This is a genomic window from Mesorhizobium sp. Arg314 (assembly GCF_053714275.1).
The window spans coordinates 1-1,930 of the sequence record NZ_JBSKBP010000150.1 but is presented as its reverse complement, the minus strand read 5'-3'; the positions used below and the strand labels follow the sequence as shown (position 1 = coordinate 1,930).

Sequence of the window (1,930 nt, the reverse complement as noted above, 5' to 3'; positions counted from 1 at the left end):
CTGAGAACCATCCATACCGCTCTCCATCGAAAATATTGATTGCTCGCAAGTCTGCGCAGACAGGCTCAGATCAAAGTATCAGCGGCGAATGGATTGCGAGCTCGCACGCCAACGACAAGCTATCGCAACCAGCTGTCGAGAAGCTGACCAGTCAGGAAAAACGCGCGTCCACAGGGCCTCCATTTCTAACACGCCCGCTCGGGCCAAGGTCGGAAGAGCGCGCTTGATCTGGACCGAGTCTTCGATCAAGATTCGCCGATGTGGAAATGGCCCGTGATCACGGCCAGCAGCCGCAAGCGTTTGGCTGCTTGCCCGTGTGTTGATGGCTTTTCAAAAGCGCGGCTAAACGACGACAAGAGTTTGGTGCTTGTGGAGGGAACAAAAAGGCGGCCTTCGCGGGCCGCCGAGTGTCGAGGATGTGTGCTTTAGAACGAGGACGGGCCGTTTTCGATGTCGCTGTGATCGGTCGGTGTTCGTTGCTGCTCCTGGGTAAGTTCCTGGAGTTGACGCAGTAGTGCGACCAGATGCTGTCGGCGAGATCGTTGAGGAAAAAATCCAGAGGGCGTAGGCAGCGTACGCTCTCTCGATTGGTCCCCGACCTCATTCCAGATCAGTGGCGAAGGCTTGGATGTCACGGGCGAACTGCTCGGCCGCATTTTGCTGCTGCGCAATCAGGGCCGCCAGTTCGGCTTCGGCCGCAGCGCGTTCTTCCTTGGTGAAATAGCAGCTCCGAGGCTCGGCGCGTAATTCGCTGATTTGATCGATAGTGGTCCTGTTGATCGTCTCCTTTTGATGACATCGACGCGACCACGTGCGCACGGAAGCGTGTGTCAGGGACGCGGAACGCGACCGGCAGAGCCGGCGAGTGGGGGCGGGTTTTGTCGCAGCGCCGGGAACCGGAGCAGAGATAAAATCGGGGGCTCACGCTCGTCCTTGACACGGGCTAAGCAGCCGTAGAATGGGACGGCAGAAAGAAGAGAACCCGCGGCCCCGACCAGGGGACGCGACCGTTGTGCCCATCGCAATATGCTCGTGCCTTACACCCCGCAGATGCCCTCGCATTCGTTCGGCCACAGATCGAGCTGGCGATGATCGGCGGCCGTCGACAGATCGGCCTGGTCGAGCGGGACAAAGGAGCGGTGCAGGAAGATCTCGCCGCGAATACCGAGCAGTCCGGTGCGAATGGCCCGGTCGACCGCAACGGGCATCGGCCCAGGCTTCCGGGTCGTGGTCGCGCATACGGCGCCAGCGCGCATTGTCGTGGAAAGGGCAACCCACGCAGGCGCGCTTCGGGGGCGCGGGATAAGCGCCGGCGCAGCCAGGAGAGGCGATCCGGCCTGCTCATGCGTTTCTCAATCAGCGGGAACCGCTTGACCTGCCATTGCTCGATACTCGGTTTCGCCCGAACCACCTCGTCGGTCGATATCCTATCCAGGTTTCGACAAGGTGATGCGCCGGTGAGCGCTTGGCGCCTAAGACCGGCAAGCTCCCTCGCCGCGCAGCGGAGCCTGCCTTTTCGGGGACACAAGGTTCTCGGCAGGATCGAACCGGCGGCTGGCGCCATCGCTCATGCGATGAACCTCGAGTGTCTCTTTCGAGATATCGACGCCGATGGTAGAAGGGATCATCTTTTCCTATCCGATGCTTGTCATCCGGGCCGCAAAGCCCCGGTATCCGTTCAGGCCACAAGGAAAGAAAGGGCGATCAAACTTTAACTCGACCCGTCAGATGATCTGCGCGTGCGCCCCTTTCATCACCGGCGGCTGCGAACCGCCGGTGATAGAACCACAGTGCCCGATATCCGGGAAAAATCATAAGACAAGCGCGTCGCCTGATTCCATTTCGACGCGAAGCGCGCTTTAACAGGTTGCTGAAAAAGTCGTGCACCGACTGCCAAGCAAGTCGGAATTGGAGTCCAAACGAGAATCGA

The 1,930-nt window shown here is 59.9% G+C and carries 3 protein-coding genes; 1 reads left to right on the top strand and 2 read right to left on the bottom strand.

The window, feature by feature from the left end:
• Positions 1–227 (top strand): hypothetical protein (locus tag ACWGS9_RS34675; protein ID WP_454509419.1); only part of this gene is annotated, 227 nt, incomplete at its 5' end.
• A 373-nt stretch (positions 228–600) separates the two neighbouring features.
• Here ACWGS9_RS34675 and ACWGS9_RS34670 read toward each other — a convergent pair.
• Positions 601–819 carry a hypothetical protein gene (locus ACWGS9_RS34670; protein WP_454509418.1) on the bottom strand — a complete coding sequence of 73 codons (219 nt, stop codon included), beginning with the start codon at positions 817–819 and terminating at the stop codon, positions 601–603.
• 218 nt (positions 820–1,037) lie between these two features.
• Positions 1,038–1,208, bottom strand: coding sequence for a hypothetical protein (locus ACWGS9_RS34665; RefSeq protein WP_454509417.1), 171 nt, complete (start codon positions 1,206–1,208; stop codon positions 1,038–1,040).
• Positions 1,209–1,930 lie beyond the last annotated feature (722 nt).